We start from the raw sequence: 18102 nt of genomic DNA on the forward strand, positions 1-18102 counted from the left end.
AGCAGAAGAGCCAGTTTTGACCTGTTCCTGACGGCTTTCCGGAGGTCGCCCAGCGACCCCCGGAAAGCCGTCGCCGCGTCCAGGCATGCCACCTGACCAGCGATGATGCCTCCGCAGGGAGTGAACCGGCGAGCGGACGGCGCGTCATCGCCCGTTCACAGATCGTCAGTTGATGTTGCGGTGAGTCCACCTCGGGCTGGTAGCGTGCCTACCGTCGGCGGCTGTGCGCACCGCCCGGACGGTGACGCTGCGTCACCCGATCCGGCGTGTCCCTCCGGACATCGCCGGCCGCGGGCATCCCGATGCCCCGGCCGGGGAGCGCACCGGACCGCACACGGGGGACCCGTCGTTCGGCCCAGCAACAAGGAATCAGATGCCAGGCATATCGGCCCCCCGGACGGGCCACCGCGCCGGCCGGTCCGGCTCCCTCCGCACCTCGCTCCTCGGCCTCGTGCTGGTCCCCTGCCTGGGTCTCGCCGCCGCCTGGGGCTACGCCGCCTACCTGCTGCGCGACACCGGGCACCGCACCGCCCTGCTGGCCGTCAGCGCGCTCGTCGTGGTGGTCCTGCTCTGGAGCCTGATCCGCGGCATCGGGCTGGCCCGGGCCCTCTCCGCCCGGCTCTCGGGCCTGCGCACCGACACCCTCGCCCTCGCCCACCACGAGATCCCCGACATCGTCGGCCGACTCCGGGCCGGCGAGTCCGTACCCGCACCACCCGCCTGGGCCCCCGCACGGCGGGCCGGCGACGAGGTCCAGCAGACCGCCGACGGCCTCGCCGCCGTCCGGCAGGCCGCCCTCGCCGCCATCGTCCACCAGGCCCAGGGCCGCGAGGGCACGAAGAAGGTCTTCCTCAACATCGCGCGCCGAACCCAGATCCTGATCCACCGCCAGATCAGCATGCTGGACGGGCTGGAGCGCGAGCACGAGGAACCCGACCTGCTGCGCGAACTGTTCGCCGTGGACCACCTGGCCACCCGGATGCGGCGCAACGCCGAGAACCTGGTCATCCTCGGCGGCGCGCTGCCGGCCCGGCGCTGGCGCAACGCCGTGCCCATGGTCAACGTGCTGCGCAGCGCCGTCTCCGAGACCGAGAACTACTCCCGGGTGGTGGTCCAGGGGGTCCCGCGCACCTCGCTCAGCGGGCAGGCCGTCGCCGACGTGATCCACCTGATCGCGGAGCTGATCGAGAACGGCACCACCTTCTCCCCGCCCTACACCCAGGTGCAGGTGTCCGCCCAGGAAGTCCCCAAGGGCCTGGCCGTCGAGGTCGAGGACCGCGGCCTCGGCATGGGCGAGGAGGACTACGAACGCCTCAACGCCTACCTGGCCAACCCACCCGATCTGGACGTCTCCGCACTCGGCGACGACCTGCGGCTCGGACTCTTCGTGGTGGCCCGGCTCGCCGCCCGGCACGAGATCCAGGTCACGCTGCGCCCCTCGCCCTACGGCGGGACGCGGGCCGTGGTGCTGGTGCCGTCGGTGCTGCTGGAGCAGGCGCAGCCGGCCGCCTCGGTGCCCGGCCTGCCGGCCGGCGCCAGGGTCACCCGGACGCCGGCGCCGGAGGTCGGGCCGGGCTCGGGCGGCGGGCCGCCCGGCGGCGGCGAGCTTTCGGGCACGCCCGCCGGGGTACCCGTCGGCCTGCTGGGCGGTGGACCGTCCGCGGTCGGGGGGCCGACGGCCGACGACGCAGGCGGAGCGGGTGGCCCAGACGGAGCGGGCCCTGCGGCCGGTGGCGGCGCCGGCGACGATGAGCAGCAGGACGGCGGCCTCACCATCGGCGAGCTGCTCGCCCGGTACGGCCAGTACGGCGACGCCGGCGCGGGCGAGGAGGGCCGCCTCACCAACGGCGGCCTGCCGGTGGGCGCTTCGATCCCCGGCCTGCCCGGCGCGGTGGTCGTCCCCCGGCCGGCCATGCCGCGGCCGTACGAGATGCCGCTGGGCGCGGCTCCGGAGGCCGGGGCTCCTGCGGGCGCTGCCCAGGCCGGGTTCGCGCGTGGGCCCGACGGCGCCGTGGGTGCTCCGGCGGGCAGTCCGGCGGACGGCCGGACCCCGGCCGACGTCGCCACGCCCACCCACGAGCACGCCCCGGAGACCCCTCTGGAGCACGGCCCGGACGGCGAGCTGCGCACCCCGCGCGTCCTGCCGCGGCGGGTACGGAACGCCAGCCTCGCGGAGCAGTTGCGCGCGGCCAACGCGCCCGGCGGAGTGCTCCCGCCGCCGGCGGGCTTCCCCGGCGCGACGGGCGGCGGCGCGGCGGGCGGCAACACCTTCGGCAGCGGCACCTTCGGCGGCGGTGCGTGCGGCGGTGGCTCGTTCGGCAGCGGCACCTTCGGCGGTGGCTCGTTCGGCGGGGCCCCCGTCGACGGTGCGGCCGGTGTCCCCGGCGCCGACCCGGGCCCCGTCGACGACCCCTCGCCGCAGCGCTCCCGCGCCACCATGGCCGCCATCCAGCGCGGCACCCGTACCGCCCGTGCGGCGGAGCACGACTCGGGCGCACCGGCCGTTCCCCTTGCACCGGCCGCACCTTCCGCAACTAAGGATCAGCAGTGATGACGCAGTACACCGACACCCAGCGCGACCTCAACTGGCTGCTCGACCAGCTGGTGGCGCGGGTTCCGGAGACCCGGCACGCCATCGTCCTCTCCGAGGACGGCCTGCTGGTCGGACTCTCCCAGGGCCTGGACCGCGCCGACGCCGAGCACCTCTCGGCCGTCGCCTCCGGCCTGCAGAGCCTCGCCCGCGGCGCCGGCCACCGCTTCAACGGCGGCCGGGTCCGGCAGACCGTGATCGAGATGGACCAGCTGTTCCTCTTCGTCACCAACGCCGGCCAGGGCGCCCGGCTGGCCGTGCTGACCACCGAACTCGTCGACGCCGGCCTGATGGCCTACGAGATCAACGTGCTGGTCAAGCAGGTCGGCCAGTACCTCACCGCGGCGCCGCGCGGCGACGCCGGCCAGGTCGGCGCGGGCGGCGGTGCGTGACCGTCGACGCCGACGAAGCCTGGTTCTTCGACAAGGACGCCGGCCATCTGGTCCGCCCCTACGCCATCACCAACGGGCGGACCGGCCCGGTCCGTGACGGCTTCACGCTGATCACCCTGGTGGTCACCGCGGACCCTCGCACGGACACGTCGCGGATGTCGCCCGAACCGGCCGCCATCATCGACCTGTGTCGTGAACGCCCGCTCGCCGTGGCCGAGATCGCGGCCGGCCTCGACCTGCCGGTGAGCGTCGTCAAGGTCCTGCTGGACGACCTGGCCGAGGCCCGGATGATCCTCACCCGGGCTCCCGTCCAGCTCGCCGAGGCGCCGGACGTCTCGCTGATCCAGGCCGTGATCGAGGGCGTCCGACGACTCTGATCCACGACCGCGGCCTTCCTGCTCGCACCCTGGCCGCGGCTCGCACCGCCACCTCCAGTTCCCCCCTACAGGAGACCTGAATTGACGACTCAGAGCCTGGTGCCGGGCGCGGTCAAGATCCTCGTCGCCGGCGGCTTCGGCGTCGGCAAGACCACCATGGTCGGCTCGGTCAGCGAGATCGAACCCCTGCAGACCGAGGAGCGGATGACCCGCGCCAGCATCGGGGTCGACAGCCTGGAGGGCGTCCAGGAGAAGTCCACCACCACCGTCGCCATGGACTTCGGACGGATCACCATCCACGACGAGCTGGTGCTCTACCTGTTCGGCACACCGGGCCAGTTCCGGTTCTGGTTCATGTGGGACGACCTGGCACTCGGCGCGCTCGGGGCGATCGTGCTGGCCGACACCAGGCGGCTGGAGTCCAGCTTCGCCGCCGTCGACTTCTTCGAGCAGCGCGGCATCCCGTTCGCGATCGGCGTCAACTGCTTCCACGGCCGCCGCGACTGCACTCCCGACGACGTCCGCCGCGCCCTCGACCTGGACCCGGGTGTCCCGGTCGTGCTCTGCGACGTCCGGGAACGCGCCTCCAGCAAGGAGCTGCTGCTCGCGCTGCTGGACCGCGTGCACCGCGACGCGCTCGCGGCGCGGCGTTAGGGCGCACCGGCACGCTGCGGCTGTCCCTGAGCGGTAGGTGCGGTTCGGTCGCTCCGGACGGGCCGCGCCGGGGGCGGTCAGGTGGTCGTGGAGGCCGCCGGGGTCAGTTCCAGCTCCTCCAGGGCGCGGACCAGTGGGGCCAGCTCAGGGGTCTCGGTGGCTTTGGCCAGCGTCGCCTCCAACGTGGCGTCGTGCACGGGGCGGGCGGCCTGCAAGAGCTCGCGGCCCCGCGGCGTCAGCTCGGTGTAGATGCCGCGCCGGTCGTCCGCGCAGAGGTAGCGGCTGAGCAGGCCCCGGTCCTCCAGGCGGGTCACCAGCCGGGTGGTCGCACTGCTGCTCAGCGCAGCCGCGCGGGCCAGCTGCTGCATCCGCATGTGCCAGCCGTCCTGCCGGGAGAGCGCGTCCAGCACCGTGTACTCGACCACGGACAGCTGGTGTTCGGCCTGCAGCGCCCGCTCCAGTGCCGTGTCGATGAGACCGTGCAGCGCGGCGAGCGTGCGCCAGCCGCTCGCGCGGATCTCGGCGGCATCGTCGTGGATCCCCATGGCTCGCCCCTCTTCTTCCCCGGCCCCGTTCGGACCGCCGTCGGACCGGTCGCCGGACCGCCGTCCACCCCCGCCGACCGGTGTCCGACGCCAACAGGGTGTCCGGCCCAGGTCAGCGGTACTACGGCCGATCGAACGTCTCCCGTCCGCCCAGTATGCCATTCGGCGCGCTCTACCAGTTTGTGCAAGTACTTTCCCGTGCGGCGGAGGCGCGGGGGTGGTCGCGTCGGACTCGGCTCCGGATCTCGCCCCCGCCCTCGGCCCAGGATCACGATGCGGGATCAGGTCTCGTCTCGCCCGGACCAGGCGGCCGCGCAGAGTGCCCCGGCCAACTCCTCGCCGTAGCAGGCCGCCGCCAGCCACGCCGCGGTGAAAGCCTCGTGGTCGTTTGCGACGACCCGGCCGAACACGTCGCGCGGCTGGTCCGCCGCCGAGGCGCGCAGGGCGCCCAGCAGCGCCGCCCCGGTGGCCAGGCCCGCCGACCTCAGCCGGGTCGCGTCGCCGTCCGGCGTGCCGGCACCGAGCGCGAGAGCCTGCCGTCCACCCGTCACCGCCTGCTCCACCCGGCGGGTGAGCAGGTGCACCGGGGCCTCCGGGGCCTCGGTCACGCCGGGCAGGTCGGGCGCAGCGCACGGCGTGAGGGCGTCGGCGCCCGGGGCGGGCAGGACGAGGTCGGCGGTCTGCAGGCGTTCTAGGCCCAGGTTGACCCGGCCCGACCGCGCGGTGGTCAGGGCCAGTGCCGGTTCGCCCGGTGCCGGGTCGGCCGGGGGCGTCCCGACGGCGAGCAGGCGCAGTTCCGGCCGGGCGGCGCGCTCCAACCTGCCGATCACCCGCAACCGCAGCCCGGGCGCCGTGGCGAGCAGCGCGAGGTTGCCCCGGAACGCGAGCCCCGGGTGGTCGTGTGCCGCCCGCAGCGCGACGACCAGGCCGCCGCCGCAGTCCGCGAGCAGCTGTGGCACACCGGTCGGACCGTACGGTGCGGCACCGAGCAGCGTGACGTCCAGGAAGAGCAGGTCGCTCCCGGCCGGCCTGGTCTCGTACGGGGCCGCCGCCGCCGACAGCGCACGATCCACCTGGGCGGCCGGCGGCTCGGCCCAGAGTGCCGCGAGCGGCTCGGCCGTCCATGCCGCACCTGCCGCCCGGACCGCCCGCACCGAGGCACCGGCACCGAGCCGCCCGTTGGCGGACCTGGTCGCCCCCTGGACGGCGAGCCCGGCCCGACCGAACTCGCCGTGGCCGAGCACGGCGTCGCCGAGCCGGACGGCCCGGTTCGCCGCGCCGACGGCCTGCGGGGCCGCAGCCGTCGCGTCGGTATGCGGCATGACCTCCGCGACCGTGCTCAACCGCCCGCCGGCGTCCACCGCCCAGGTGACCACACCTGCGTGCGTGGCCGTCAGCACCGGCTCGGTGAAAAGCCCGTGGAGTCGCAGGCCACCCGCTTCGTGGTAGGCCTGCCGGGCCGAACCGCGCAGCTCGGCGAGGCGGCCGGGAGGGAGAGCCGACGGGGTGGCCGGTGCGGTCGTCAGGGCCGCGGTCAGAGCGGTCGTCAGATCGAGCAGCTCGCGCAGACCGGCGGCCAGGTCCGCCAGCCGGTGGTCCGGCTCGCCCGAGCGGGCGGCACGGACCCTGGTCACCACCGCCACCGCCGCGGCGGCCGGCCGGTGGAGCCCGGCCAGCCGCGCCCGGTGGGCCGCCCGCAGCAGCTCGGCCTGGAGGACGGCGCCCGTGCCACCGACGCCCGCCGCGAGCACTGCCGCGGCGGCGTGGTGCAGGTGGTGGACGGCGGCCCGCTCGGCCGGCGTCGGCGGATCGGCCGGCCCGGTGGTCTGCGGGGCGGCGCCTCCGTCCGCCCCGCCGGCGCCGGCGTCCACGTCGGCCTCGGCGTTCGCGTCGGCCTCGGCGTTCGCGTCGTCGTCGGTGCCCGCGTCGGCTGGGCGGCAGACCGTGACCGCCGCCGCCCGGTGGACGCAGGCCGGTGCCAGCAGGCAGCCGCAGCGGACGCCGGCCGGGTCGCCGATCACCCCGCCGGGTGCGTGCAGGACGAGCTCGGTCTCCTCGTCCACCGTGATCCGCCAGGCGTCGCCGGTGCGCTCGACCGGGCGGCCGGCCAGCTTGGCCGCCGCGCCGTCCAACCGCTTCTGCAGTCGGGGCGACAGCCCGGCCACCACCTCGGCGACCACCTCCGGCCGAACCGCCGGCCATTCCGTCGTCGATGCCGTCATCGGACCTTCTCCCCTACCCAGCGGGCCAGTTCGAGCGGGCTGAGTGCCGCCACGGGCATTCCGGCCGCGACCAGTCGGCTCGCGACCGCCTTGGAGTACCGCGCCTTCCCGGTGTCGTCCAGCGCGGCGCAGCCGAGGACGTGGCACCCGGAGTCGACCAGCGCCCTGGTCCGCGCGAGCAGCGCGCCCACCGGGCCGCCCTCCTCGAAGTCGCTGATCACCGCGACCAGCGTGCGGGAGGGCACCGTCACCAGCTCCTGCGCGTACTCCAGCCCGGTCGCGATGCTGGTGCCACCGCCGATCCGCACCTCCAGGAGCAGGCCCAGCGGATCCCGCACCTGCTCCGTCAGATCGACGACCTCGGTCGAGAAGGCCACGAAGTGCGTGCTCAGCGACGGGACCCCGGCCAGGATCGAGGCGGTCAGCGCCGCCCAGACCGTGGAGGCCTCCATCGACCCCGAGACGTCCACGACCAGGATCAGCCGCCAGTCCGCGGCCTTGCGGGCCCTGGTCCGGAACACCGGCCGCTCCGGGACGATCAGTGTGCCCCGCTCCCCCTCGGGCCCCGACGGGGCCGGGCGGGCGGTGGCGAGGTTGGCCCGGATCGTCCGGTCCAGGTCCAGCCCGCCGCCCGGTCGGCGGCTCGGACGCGGCACGCCGACGCCGGTGAGGGCGGGGCGCAACCTGGTCGCCAACTCCCGGGTCAGTTCGTCCACCAGGCGCCGCACCAGCGGGCGCAGCATGGCGATCCGGGCCTCCGGCAGACCGCCGGCGTGCTCCAGTACGGTCCGCAGCAGGTCGACGGACGGACGGACGGCGTCCGGGTCGACGGCGTCCAGGGCGTCGGTGCGGCCGTGTGCCACGGCGGCGGCCAGGACCTCCTCACGGATGCCGGGGCCGAACAGCGCGACCAGCTCCTCCGACCACTCGCGCACCCCCGGGTACGGCGCGCCGCGCCCGCCCCGGTGGCCTCCGGCGCCGCCGCGCCCGTCCAGGCCGGGGCCCGAGCCCTCACCGTGGCCGGTTCCGTAGAGCTCGTCGAGCGCGGTGGCCAGCCGGGCCGACCGCCCGCCGAGGCCGCCGCTGCCCGGCCGGCCGAGCAGCAAGCGCCACCGCTCGGCGGGGGTCAGGGCGTGTGCCGTGGCGGCCGCATCGGGAGCCGCGGTCGCGGCCCCGGTGGTGGCCGCGGGCGTGACCGTGCCGCCACCGGGTGCCGCGGGCGGCGCCGTCGGCTTCGGTCGGCCGGCCTGCGGACCGGTGGTCTCCGCCGGGAGCAGACCGCGACGGCCCAGTGCCGTACGGGCGGCGAGATCCGCGCGGGCCCAACGGGCGAACAGCGCCGGTGCGACGGTGTCCGGCAGGGCCTGCACCCGGGTGCCGAGGCGCTCCTCCACCAGCGTCAGCAGCCGGTCGCGGGCGGCCGGACTGAGGGTGTCGAAGCCGCCGCGCAACGCGGGCAGCCGGTCGAGGAAGGCCGTGTCGGCGAGTGCCGTCACCCGTTCCAGGACGGGTTCCAGGACCTCGGGCGCCGTGGCGAAGAGCCCTTCGGCCGCCGTGAGCATCCCGACCAGCGAGCGTGCGAGGGCGTGCCGGGCCGCGGGGTCGGTGGCCCCGTCGATCCAGGAGGCGGCGCGGCCGCCGAGTGCCGAGGCGCCGTCGTGCCCGAGCAGCACCCGCACCGAGCCGGCCGCGCCCCGAACCAGCGGGCTTCCGTCGTTCGTGAGTTCGGCGAGCACGTGGCCGAGTCGCAGCCCGCCCGACCGGTCGGCGCGCCGGGCCAGCTCCAGGAGGGCCCGCGCGTCGGCGGGATCGTCCGAACCGCCCAGCCCCTCCAACTGCCGCACCGCGGCGACGGTCAGCAGCTCGGCCGCCGCCGCTGCGGCACGTCCGGTGGCCTCCGGCCCGGCCGCCGTGGCGCGGTCTCCCGCAACGGCGGCTGCGGGCGCAGCCCGGCCCTCGTCGTGGACCGGCCGATCGGCCGGCGGCAGGCCGGCGGCCACCGGCAGGCCCGGGACGTGGCCGGCGATGAGGCGGTCCAGGAGGGCGAGGCCGTCGAGCAGTTCGGGCAGCGTGCCGCTCTCGGGGAGGACGGAGGTGAGCTGGTCGAGACGGACGCCGGCGAGGGCGGGCAGGCCGCAGGCCGCGGCGTCCGCGAGGCCCTGCAGCACGTCGCGCCCGGTCGGTCCGTCGGTCTGCTGCTCACGGCGCAGCCGTTCCCGCAGGGCGCCCTCGGCCGCCTGTGCGGGGGTGACACCGCGGGTGCCCGCGACCGTCAGCATGGCCGCGGTGGCCGGCGTCCACTGCACCTGCCAGCGGGTGCCGACGGTCTCGATGCCGCCCGCAGCGGTGCCGGCGACCGGTTCGCCGTAGGGGACACCGCAGGCGGTGAGACGGTGCAGGAGGAGCTCGCGCCGGCGGTCGAGGGGTGAGCGCAACGGGTCCAGCCGCAGGTCGCGCGAGGCGGACTCGGCGGCGTCGGCCGGGCCGGGGAGGCCGAGTTCGGCGAGCAGGGCCTCGACGGCGGGGGCCAGACCACTGCGGGGGGCCGCGGGGGCCGCCCGGCCGGTGCGGTTGCCGACCAGGACCCGTTCGAGGGCGCGGGCCACAGCCCGGCCCCGGCCCAGTGGTTCACCCTGGGCCAGCACGGTCTGCACGGCCTCGACGAGTTCGCCCCGGCCGGGGGCGGAAAGCCCGCGCAGCCGGGCGAGGTCGCCGGCGAGGCGGACGATCTCCCGGGCGTCGGCCGGGCCGGCCGGGTGGTCCTGGGTGCGCAGGGCCTCGCAGATCCGCACCGCGGTGCGGACGAGCGCCTCGGCGAGCCGGTCACGGTCCCCGCCGGCCTCCAGGACCGTGTGCTGCCATTCCGGGTCCCGGATGCCGGCCGGGTAGCCGGAGCGGGCGTCCAGCAGCGGGTAGGTGTACGGGATCAGCGAGACGACGTGGCCGCCGGCCTGCGGCTCCCCCGCCGAGGGACGGGCCGGCCCCTCCACGGCCTCCACGGCCGTCCGGGCCTCGGCGCAGCCGTCGGAGCCGGCCGGCTCCGACGGCTGCGGCCCGTCCGGCCGCTCGGCGCCGTGGAGCAGCGCGGGTGCGTGGAACGCCCCGACGACCGCGGCGACGCGCCGACCGCCCGAGGCCGCGGCCGCGATCCGCGCCCGCATCCAGGCCTCGCGCCGCAGGTCGTACGGGTCGACGCCGGGACCCTCCTCGGCGTCGCGGCGCATCGCCCAGCCGACCAGCAGTGCGGCGCGCCGCACCGCCTCCGGGGTCGAGCCGGGGGCTGCGGTCTCCACCAGCCGGTCCCAGAGGTCCTCGTCACCGTCCCGCCCGGTGAGCCGGCGGCGCAGCGCGCCGGCGAAGCCCGGGCCGCGGCCGTCGACGGGTGCACCGGCGGCGGGTGCACCGGCGGCGGGAGAACCGCCCGCCCGGTCGGTGCCCGCGCGGTCGGTGCCGGCGCGGTCCGCGTCGGCCCGGCGGAGCTCGGCGCGGTGGGCGAGCGGGAGGTCGCAGGCCACCACCTCGACGCCGTTGCGCCGGGCCCACCGCAAGGCCGCCAGCTCCGGGGAGAAGTCGGCGAACGGATAGAAGGCGAGCCCGGACGCCCCCGCGCCCGCGCTGCCCTCGGCGCCGCCGCCCTCGGCCCCGCCGGGGGCGGCGGCGAGGGCGACGGGCGCCCGGGTGGAGTCGTCCGCCAGCCAGCCGAGCCACGGCTGGAACTCGGCGGGCAGCTCCACCAGCACCACCTCGGGCCGGACGGCGTCGAGCAGCGCGGGCACGACCGCACTGAGCGACGGCGCGTGGTGCCGGACCCCGATCAGGTACGGACCGGGCGCGCCGTCGCCCGAGGCGGCCAGGCGTGCCGTCGCGGCCTCCACGGCCGCCCGCGGGCCGCCGGTGTCTGCGGCAGGGCCGGAGCGACCGGACCGGCGTGGCCCGCCGGAGGCCCCGGGGGCCGCTTCGCGGCCGGGGGGTGCCGCGCTGCTCGTCGTCGTCATCGCGTCACGCCTCCAGGGCCGAGCGGAGGTCCCACAGGGTGCGCCAGGTCGCGGCGCCCTGCTCGGCGCGGCGGCGGACCGGGCCGTCCCAGTACCCGAGCAGGCGGGCGGCGTCCGCCGGGTCGTCCTTGCGGACGACGCCGATCAGCTGACCGGGCAGCCGGCCGAGCACGTCGCCGCCGTCGGGCAGATAGGCGGCGGAGACACCGAGGGCGGTGGCCACCGAGACCGCCTCGGCGGTGCTCATCACGGTGGACGGGCGCTCGACGTCCCAGCCCTCGGTGGAGCGGCCGGTACGCAGGTCCCGGAAAGCCGTGACCAGGGCCTCCAGCACCGCGTCGTCCACCCCGAACGGGGCCCCGGCCCGGGCGACCGCGGCGGTGGACTGGCGGCGGACCAGCTCGACCTCGGCCGCGAGGCTGCCGATCGGGCCGACCGTCTCGAAGTTGAACCGGCGCTTGAGCGCGGCGGACATCTCGCTGACGCCCTTGTCCCGCAGGTTGGCCGTGGCGATCAGGGTGAAGCCCGCCGCCGCGTGCAGCTGGCCGTCCGGGGTGCCGGCCAGCTCCGGGACGGCGATGCGCCGTTCGGAGAGCAGCGAGACCAGGGCGTCCTGCACCTCGGGCAGGCAGCGGGTGACCTCCTCGACGCGGGCGACCGCCCCGGTGGTCATCGCGGTGAGCACCGGCGAGGGCACCAGGGCCTCCCGGCTCGGACCCTTGGCCAGCAGCAGGGCGTAGTTCCACCCGTACTTGAGCTGGTCCTCGGTGGTCCCGGCGGTGCCCTGGACGGTGAGCGCGCTGGTGCCGCAGACCGCGGCGGCGAGCAGTTCGGAGAGCATCGACTTGGCGGTGCCGGGCTCGCCGACGAGCAGCAGGCCGCGCTCGCCGGCGAGGGTGACGACGCAGCGCTCCACCAACGCCCGCTCGCCGACGAACTTCTGCTCGACGACCAGGCTCTTCCGCCCCGACTTGAGCTTCTCGCCACCGCTGCCCATGACGAAGGTGACCACGGCGCGCGGGGTGAGCCGCCAGCCCGGCGGACGGGGGCCGGAGTCGTGCGCGGCGAGGAACTCCAGTTCGGCGGCGTACTTCTCCTCCGGCGGGACGGTCTGACGGTCCGCCGCCCGGATGGTGGCCGCGGTGCCGGCGGACGCGGACACGGACGCGGTCTCGGTGGTGCTGATCATCGGCGGGCCTTCCTGCGCTTGCCGGTCTGGAGCTCTTCGTATCCGGGGGTGTCGCCGTCGCCGATCCGCTGCCAGGCCCGCGCGAACAGCTCGGGGACCGGCAGGTGCGGCAGGGCGGTGTGGCGGGTGGGCAGGTCGTACAGCCCTGCCTTCCAGGTCTCGACGGGAAGGCCGGGGGCCTTGGCCTCCTGCCAGCCGCCGGGCAGGAAGAGACCGCGGCCGGCCCGGGCCCGCTTGGCCTCCAGCACCAGGCCCGCGGCGGCGGCGAGTTCGGCCCGGGCCTTCTTCAGCCGGGCCGGCTTCCAGCCCGTCCAGCGGGCGACGTTGCGGTCGGTCGGGTCGGGCAGCGCGAGCAGCTGGAGGTAGAGCGCGGCCGCGTCCTCGCCGAGGGCATGCGCCGTGGCCACCTCGGCGACCAGGCCGGGGACGCTGAGCAGCGGGTTCTGCAGCCAGCTGCCCGGCGCGGCGGCCTCTCCGACGGCCTGCGATCCCGCGGCGGGCGGCACGGCCGGCAGGGCGACCAGACGCTCCGGCTCACCGTCGAGGACGGCGCGCAGGGCGGGGAGCTGGCTGTCGAACCAGTAGCTCTGGGCGAGTCCGCCGAGCAGCTCCAGCAGCGGGTCGTCGCCGCCGGTGAGACCGGCCGGGCGCAGCCAGGCGCACTCGGTGCCGCCGTGGCCGGGGGCGAGAACCAGCGCCTCGCCGCAGCGGACCAGGCCGTCGGCGTCGGCGCCGCCCTCCTCCGGCAGCCCGAAGTGGCTGCGCAGCACGGGCGCCAGCTTCCCGTCCTTGACGGTGCCGTGGAGTCCGTAGTCGAGCAGCAGACCCGGGTCGGCGAGGCGGGCGCGCAGCGCGGCGGCGGTCTGCGGCAGCAGCGGGCGCAGCGGGCTGTCGGCGGGCAGGTGGTAGGCGAGCCAGCGGAGGGCGTCGACCGAGCCGCGCAGCGTGTCGTTGCCGGGCAGGGCGGCCGGGTCGTCGGCGGCCAGGCCGACCTGGCCGCCGTCCTCGCCGGCGCGCAACCGGTAGCCGGTGGTGCGGGTGAGCCAGGTGTCCCGGGCGGGGTTGAGCACGGCCTCGATGTGGCCGATGTCGACGCCGCTGACGGCGGCCAGGGACTCCTCGGGCAGGGTGACGAGCCGTCCGAACCGTGCCGTCCACCAGGCGGCGCCGGCCGCGGTGTCGGGGCCGTCGGTCCACAGGGCCTTCGGGTCGGCGGGCAGCAGGGCCGTCCAGACGCCGGTGAGGCCGTCCCGGTCGCGGTCGCGCAGCCAGTCACGGGCGGCCTTGGCCTCGCCGGCCTTGAGGCCGTACTCCTTCAGCCGGTCGGCGGAGAGCACGCTGCCGTACCAGTCGAAGAGGGTGGCGGGCGGGCTGAGCAGCAGGCCGGCGCGAGCGGTGCCGATGCCGGTGCGCTCGGCGAAGTCGGCGGCGTGGGCCGCGTCCCGGGTGATGGCGCCGTGCAGGGCGAGCACCTGCCGGAACCCGGCCACCCAGGAGGCGTCGATCTGCTCCTCGGTGCTGCGCTCCGCGGTGGTGGTGAAGTGCGCGACCGGGCCGAACACGCCGCTCGGGTCGTGGTCGACGGCGAGCCAGTGCACCTGGTCGCCCTGGTGGTGGCTGCAGCCGAGGATCACGACGGTCCGGTCGCCGTGGCGCAGCACCTGGCCGGCCCGCTTCCCGTGCCGGTGGTAGCCGGTCGAGCCGGTGAGCGGTTCGGCGAGGCTGAGCTCGCGCAGGGTGGCACCGCGGTCGGCGAGCACTCCCCTGGTCAGCTCGTCGAGCAGCAGGGCGAGGGAGGACCGCTGGGCGCTGTCGGTGAGCGGGGCGGCGGCCGCGTAGGCCACGGTGCCGAGCCGGCCGAGCAGGTGGAGCCACCCGTGGTGGTCCGCGTCGTCCTGCAGGTCGATCCGGAGCGGTCCGGCCCAGCCGTCGGTGCCCTCGGGCACGGCGGGGGGATCGGCGAGGACGGCGGTGACGGCGCGCAGGTTGTTGACGACCCGCCACGAGTCGGAGTCCTCCCAGGACCGGCCCAAACCGCCGAGGCCGGGCAGCAGGATCCCGACCGCCTCGCGCAGCTGCCGGTCACGACCGTACTCGGGTCCGTACGAGGCTCCGCCGGCGGTACCCGGCTTGGCACGGGGCTCGGCCTCGGGCTGCGGAGCGAACCGGCCGGCCTGCTCCAGCAGGTCGGCGGCGGCCCGGGCGAAGCCGGCCACGCCGGCGCGCAGCAGTGGGTGCCCGACTGCGGGGAGCAGCGCGCCGACCGCCTCGGCGGGCAGGTTCGCGCGGCTGTCCTCCCCGTTGGCGAGCAGGCGGCGCACCCCCTGGACGGTGAGCCAGCGCTGCTCGTCCGCGGGCACGGGCTCGGCGTCGACGGGCCAGGCGGCGTCGATCAGGCGGGCCGCCTGCTCGGCGGTGACGGCGCGCAGCGCGTGCGAACCCGCCTCGTCGCGCGGTCGCAGGGCGTGCCAGTGGACCAGCGGCGGGACGAACGCGGTGCCGGCCGCGCCGGGCCCGCCGGGGCTGCAGACCCGCAGGTCGCCGATGACGTCGGCGATCCGGGGGCCGGTGCTCCCGGCGTCGGTGGTCCCGGCGTCGCTGGTCCCGGTGGCGGAGCCGTCGGCGCCGGAGCCGTCGGCGTCAGGGGCCAGGGCAAGGGAGAGGGTGCCACCGGCCTGTTCGAAGACCAGCGGATGGGCGCCGCCGGGCAGCCCCAGCCGGCCGACCGGGTAGCGCAGGGCCTGCCCGCCGGTGCCCGCCAGGACGAGGGTTGTCCCGTCAGCGGTCCCGGTGGTGACCCGGGCTCCGTCGACCCGGACCCAGCTGCCGAGGACGGCGCCGTCGGTGCCGAGCGGGGTGGCCTCCAGACCGGGCCGCATCGGGAGCAGCCGGGTGCGGTGCACGTCGAGCCGGCCGGCGGCGGCGCCGGCCGCGATCCGGGGCGGTTCGCAGACGCGGCCGAGGGTGCCGGTCGCCGGGTCCAGCTCGACCAGGTGGCCGCCGTTGCGGTCGTAGCGGACCGTCCAGTGGCCGGAACCGTCCCCGATCACCGGATGCTCGGCGGGCACCCTGGTGTCGCCGGCGTGCAGCGGGCGCTCGCCGGTGGACCGTCCGCCGCCGGGCAGCGCGAGGGACGGGCCGCCGGGCTCGTCACGGCCGCCGTGGTAGCCGACGATGGTCTCGCCGCCGAGGTCGAAGACCTCGGCAGGGCGGCCGGACCAGTAGGCGCGCTGCGTGCCCTCCATGTACCAGGCGACCAGCAGTTCGCCGTCCGCGTAGCGGATCCGGGGCCGCTGCCAGCGCTCCAGCTTGTCGGGGATGCGCAGGGTGTGCTCCAGCACGATGCCCTCCGGACCTGCCACGAGGACCTCTCCGTTGCAGGCCAGGATCAGGTACGGCCACGCCTCTTCGATGAGGACGTCCGCGGGGAGGGTCTTCCAGCCCTGGCGGTCGGGTGTGTCCCCGGGCTCGGAGCCGAACCGGTCGAGCGCCTCCTCCAGGGCGGGCCAGCCGAGTTCGTCGAAGATGCCGGCGCGCAGCGTGCGCGCGAGCAGCCCGGCCGCGTCGACGCCGGCGATCCGCTCGGCGGCGGCCGGGTTCACGGCGCAGATGGCGGCACGGTTGCGCCGCAGCTCGCGGAGCAGGTCGGCGGCGCTCGTCAGCCCGCGGACGGCGAGGAGTTCGTCCGCCCGCGCGTCGGACCACTCGACGACCAGCTCGCGCAGCACCGGCAGGGCGGGCAGCCCGTTCTCCACCGCGGTCCCCCAGACGCCCGGGGCCGCGGTGCGCAGGGCGGGGCGGAACCGGGGGTCGGCGGCTATCGCGGCGAGGGTGCTGCCGTCGGTCCGGGCCTCGCGGGCCCACGCGAACAGTTCGAACGACAGTCCGGTGCCCGGATCGGCGACCGGGACGCCCTCGGCCAGCAGCAGATCGAGCAACCCGATCCGCGTGGTGCCGGCCCCGTGGCCCTGGAAGAGGTCGACCGGGACGCCGTCGGCACGCAGCCGCGCCGCCATCCGACCGGCCAGGGCGACGGTCTCGCCGTTGAAGCCGCCGGTGTGCCGGCCGCGGCCGATGTGGGCCGTCCAGCGCTCCAGCCAGGCGGCCGGCGCCGTGCCGCCCGCGGCGCCGGCGGCCGACGGGCCGGTGAGCAGCTGCTCGGCCCCGGACTCGGCGAGGAGGGCGAGCCAGGAGGCGTCCTGGGCCGTCCGGTCGGTGGTGCCGGCCGGCTCCGGCATGATCTCCAGCAGCCGGGCGCGGACCGCCTCGTCGCTGCGGCCCAGCTCGACGACGGCGCCGTGCCAGGACTTCCAGAACGCTCCGGGCGCCCGGTCGACGGCCGCTGAGGCGAGCAGTTCGGCGAGCAGGGCCCGCTCGTGCTCGGTGCGGTCCAGCCCGGCCGCCCTGATCAGCGCGCGCGCGTCCTCGGCCACCCCGGCGTAGGGGGCCATGCCCGCTGCCGAGCGCTCGGTGCAGAGCTGGCGGAACCGCTGCCAGGCCGTCAGCGGGTCGAGTCGACCGCTCAGCTCCCTGACGTACTGGCGCAGGGCCTTGACGGTGAGGGCCCCGGCCAGCGCGAACTCCAGGAAGACCGCGCGCAGCCGCTCCTCGTCGACGGTCAGGCCGTGGGCGCGCTCGGCCTCACGGGCCTTGCCGAAGAACGTCCCGGCGTAGGTCTGGTTGCCCTGTCCGAGGAAGATCCGGCCGACCTCCTCGCAGAAGGTGGGCAGGAAGTGCGGCACGGTCCGGCCGAGGCGCACGGCGAGCGCCTCGAAGCCGTCCTTGGCCTGCCCGGGCTTGGACTTCGCCTGCCGGGCGAGCCGCTCCATCTCCTTGACCAGGGCGAGCGCGTGGTGCCCGTTGGCCGGGTCGTGGACCAGCGCCCAGGCGGGGAAGCCGAGCGCCTCCTGCCGCACCTGGCCGACCTCGGCCGGCTCCTCGGCGGGCTTCAGGCCGAGGAAGTCGACGGCGAGGTCCTCGGCGGGGCCGAGCGCACCGGGCACCAGCCGCACGACGCGGCGCTCGCCGAGCACCGGGTGGGCGTACGTCCGGGCGGTGAGCACGTCGGCCGCGCTGTCGGGCCTCCCGACGTCGGGCAGGGTGCCGGCCGGGAGCACCGCACCGGCGTCCAGCAGCCGCTCGTGGGCGGGCTGCGCCCGCTCGGCCGGCGGCCCGGCGGACGGGCGTCCGGCCTGAGGCTCCTTCGGTTCGGTGGTGCTCATGCGGCTTCCTCCCCTTCGACGGTGCGGCCGGCGTACAGCGCGGCGGCCATCCGCATCCCCTCGGACCAGGCGACCGGCCCGACCCCGGCCTGCGGCAGGACCTTCCCGTCCGGGCCGGTCCAGCTGAGTGCCCCGGTCTCGCACTCGTCGTACTCGTAGTAGTCGCCGACCCAGACCCGGGCCTCCAGCGGGACACCGCCCTCGACGACCGGCAGGACGGCGTGGCCGCCGCGCACCCGGTAGCCGAGCCGGGCACACCGTCCGAGCAGGTCGCGCAGCGCGTTGTAGCGGCCGCCGGCGTAGGTGGTGACCTGGGTGCCGGCCGGTGCGCCGGCGCCGTCCGGGCGGTGCCAGACCTCCCGGTACAGCTGCTGGACCTGCTGGCTGACACCCAGCTCGACGGCGAACTCGCGCAGCTCGTCGAGGTCGCCCAGGAGGACGGGGTGGGGTATCCGGATCTCGCCGTCGGTGAGGCGGACGGTGTCCCCGTCGAGGTCGACCAGGCCGAGCCCGCGCTCGGCGTCGGCACCGCGCAGGAACCCGGTGACCGAACCGTCGGCTCCGGTGACCACGAGGTCGCGCAGAACCCCCTGCCAGGCCTCGTCGGCCCAGACGGCGGTGATCACGGCGGTCGGGACCGGCAGCGAGCGGACCATCCACCGCTCGACGTCCTCCAGGCAGCGCCGCCGGTGCGCGGCCAGCCATTCGGTGAGCTGCTTCAGACCGGTGACCACCGGATCGTCGTTCAGCTTCGACGGGAGCGACTTCAACCGGCGGCCGGCCGCGTTGCGGCACACCACCCTGCCCTCCTCGTCGAGCGCGACTTGATAGCCGCCCGCTCCCGCTTCCACCCACGCCACGGCCGCTCTCCTCCCAGCTGCTGGTCTGCGATGGGAGGAACGTAACGGGACACACT

Annotated in this window: 10 protein-coding genes; 4 read left to right on the forward strand and 6 right to left on the reverse strand. The window is 76.4% G+C overall.

Annotated features, from left to right (window positions below):
• Window positions 1–373 precede the first annotated feature (373 nt).
• The 4 genes from ACF9IK_RS08415 (at window position 374) to ACF9IK_RS08430 (ending at window position 4013) form a co-directional block, all read left to right on the forward strand.
• Window positions 374–2551 carry a sensor histidine kinase gene (locus tag ACF9IK_RS08415; RefSeq protein ID WP_395293620.1) on the forward strand — a complete coding sequence of 726 codons (2178 nt, stop codon included), beginning with the start codon at window positions 374–376 and terminating at the stop codon, window positions 2549–2551.
• Window positions 2551–2982 carry a roadblock/LC7 domain-containing protein gene (locus ACF9IK_RS08420; RefSeq protein ID WP_395293621.1) on the forward strand — a complete coding sequence of 144 codons (432 nt, stop codon included), beginning with the start codon at window positions 2551–2553 and terminating at the stop codon, window positions 2980–2982. The genes ACF9IK_RS08415 and ACF9IK_RS08420 overlap by 1 nt, the downstream gene beginning before the upstream one ends.
• Window positions 2979–3359: a DUF742 domain-containing protein gene (locus tag ACF9IK_RS08425; protein WP_395293622.1), complete on the forward strand. Its 381-nt coding sequence runs from the start codon at window positions 2979–2981 to the stop codon at window positions 3357–3359. Before ACF9IK_RS08420 ends, ACF9IK_RS08425 begins: the two co-directional genes overlap by 4 nt.
• Before the next feature lie 81 nt (window positions 3360–3440).
• The gene (locus ACF9IK_RS08430; RefSeq protein ID WP_395293623.1) at window positions 3441–4013 is read left to right on the forward strand and encodes a GTP-binding protein; all 573 of its coding nucleotides are present in this window, start codon (window positions 3441–3443) and stop codon (window positions 4011–4013) included.
• A gap of 77 nt (window positions 4014–4090) precedes the next feature.
• Here the strand turns inward: ACF9IK_RS08430 and ACF9IK_RS08435 are convergent, their stop codons facing one another.
• The 6 genes from ACF9IK_RS08435 to ACF9IK_RS08460 form a co-directional block, all read right to left on the reverse strand.
• Window positions 4091–4558 (reverse strand): MarR family winged helix-turn-helix transcriptional regulator, encoded by a 468-nt coding sequence (locus ACF9IK_RS08435; RefSeq protein ID WP_395293624.1) that lies wholly within the window; start codon window positions 4556–4558, stop codon window positions 4091–4093.
• Window positions 4559–4839: 281 nt separating this feature from the next.
• The gene (locus tag ACF9IK_RS08440; protein WP_395293625.1) at window positions 4840–6780 is read right to left on the reverse strand and encodes a hypothetical protein; all 1941 of its coding nucleotides are present in this window, start codon (window positions 6778–6780) and stop codon (window positions 4840–4842) included.
• The gene (locus ACF9IK_RS08445; protein WP_395293626.1) at window positions 6777–10775 is read right to left on the reverse strand and encodes a DUF5682 family protein; all 3999 of its coding nucleotides are present in this window, start codon (window positions 10773–10775) and stop codon (window positions 6777–6779) included. The genes ACF9IK_RS08440 and ACF9IK_RS08445 overlap by 4 nt, the downstream gene beginning before the upstream one ends.
• A 4-nt stretch (window positions 10776–10779) precedes the next feature.
• Window positions 10780–11964, reverse strand: a complete 1185-nt coding sequence (locus tag ACF9IK_RS08450) for an ATP-binding protein (RefSeq protein ID WP_395293627.1) — start codon at window positions 11962–11964, stop codon at window positions 10780–10782.
• A complete protein-coding gene (locus tag ACF9IK_RS08455) occupies window positions 11961–17186 on the reverse strand; it encodes a hypothetical protein (RefSeq protein WP_395293628.1) in 5226 nt (1741 codons plus the stop codon). The genes ACF9IK_RS08450 and ACF9IK_RS08455 overlap by 4 nt, the downstream gene beginning before the upstream one ends.
• Entirely contained in the window at window positions 17183–18046 is an 864-nt protein-coding gene (locus ACF9IK_RS08460) for a DUF4132 domain-containing protein (RefSeq protein WP_395293629.1), read from the reverse strand. Before ACF9IK_RS08460 ends, ACF9IK_RS08455 begins: the two co-directional genes overlap by 4 nt.
• Between the last annotated feature and the right edge of the window lie 56 nt (window positions 18047–18102).

This window comes from Kitasatospora hibisci (genome assembly GCF_043950205.1).
Taxonomy (GTDB): Bacteria; Actinomycetota; Actinomycetes; order Streptomycetales; family Streptomycetaceae; genus Kitasatospora; species Kitasatospora hibisci.